Source organism: Microbacterium sp. zg.Y909, assembly GCF_024626565.1.
Genome location: NZ_JANJFJ010000650.1, coordinates 1 through 1,381, shown reverse-complemented (window position 1 = coordinate 1,381; position 1,381 = coordinate 1). Strand labels below are relative to the sequence as shown.

The following is a 1,381-nucleotide window of genomic DNA, read 5'->3' as shown; positions in this document are numbered from 1 at the left end:
TGGCAGCTGCTGCAGGCGGCAGGGGAGAAGAACGAGCTGCAGGACCCCGGCGCCCCCGGCTACGCGCTGCTGCCCTACATCGACCGCATGGACCTCGCGTTCGCGATCGCCGATGTCGTCGTCTCGCGCGCGGGTGCGGCGACGGTGAGTGAGATCAGCGCCCTCGGCATCCCGGCCGTCTACGTGCCGTACGCCGTCGGCAACGGCGAACAGGCCCTCAACGCCGCGTCGGCCGTGCGTGCGGGAGCGGCGCGGCTCATCCCCGACGGGGAGTTCACCGCCGGGCGGGTGCGCGACGAGATCGTGCCGCTGCTGCAGGATGACGACGCGCTGCGGGCCATGCGGGAGGCGGCGGCATCCGTCGGCAGCCGCACCGGCACCGAGGACGTCATCGCCATGATCGACGCCGCGCTCGCTCGCTGACGGGCGCGCCGCACAGCTGTCCTTCACGGCACCCGACCTAGACTTGTCGGGCCATGATCCGACCCGACCTGAGCCTTCCCATCCCCGACGACATCACCGCCGCGCACTTCATCGGCATCGGCGGCTCCGGCATGTCCGGACTCGCGGGGATGTTCCTCGACCGCGGCATCCGCGTCTCGGGTTCCGACCGTGCCGACAGCCCGGCGCTTCGGGCCCTGGCGGCGCGCGGCGCCACCGTGCACGTCGGTCACGACGCCGCCAACCTCGGCGACGACGTCGACACGGTCGTGCACACCGGTGCGATCTGGCCTGAGAACCCCGAGTTCGTGCTCGCGAAGCAGCGCGGACTGCACGTCATCCACCGCTCGCAGGCGCTGCACTGGCTGATCGGCTCGCGCCGGCTCGTCTCGGTCGCCGGCGCCCACGGCAAGACGACGTCGACCGGCATGATCGTCACGGCGCTGCAGCAGCTGGATGCCGACCCGACGTTCGTCAACGGCGGTGTGATCGCCGATCTCGGCGTCTCGAGCGGCACGGGTGCCGACGAGCTGTTCGTGATCGAGGCCGACGAGTCCGACGGCACGTTCCTGCTCTACGACACGTCGGTCGCCCTCATCACCAACGTCGACCCCGACCACCTCGACCACTGGGCGACCCGCGACGCGTTCTACGAAGGGTTCGCCCGCTTCGGCGACGAGGCGCGCGAGGCGGTCGTGATCTCGTCCGACGACCCTGGCGCGCAGCGCGTGCGGGCCAGGCTGGCGCACCCGAACGTCATCACGTTCGGTGAGCACCCGCAGGCGGATGTCCGGGTCACCGGCATCGTCGCCGAAGGGCCCGTCGCCTTCACGATCACCCACGACGGCGTCTCGGTCGAGGGGCGACTGACGGTCCCCGGCGCCCACAACGCGATCAACGCCGCGGGCGCCGTGGCGGTGCTGCTCACCCTCGGCTACGG

Annotated in this window: 2 protein-coding genes; both read left to right on the top strand. The window is 71.6% G+C overall.

Annotated features, from left to right (window positions below; genetic code table 11):
• Positions 1-423 (top strand): UDP-N-acetylglucosamine--N-acetylmuramyl-(pentapeptide) pyrophosphoryl-undecaprenol N-acetylglucosamine transferase (locus NQ160_RS23790; RefSeq protein ID WP_306854151.1); only part of this gene is annotated, 423 nt, incomplete at its 5' end.
• 53 nt (positions 424-476) lie between these two features.
• Positions 477-1,381 (top strand): Mur ligase domain-containing protein (locus NQ160_RS23785; RefSeq protein WP_257517452.1); only part of this gene is annotated, 905 nt, incomplete at its 3' end.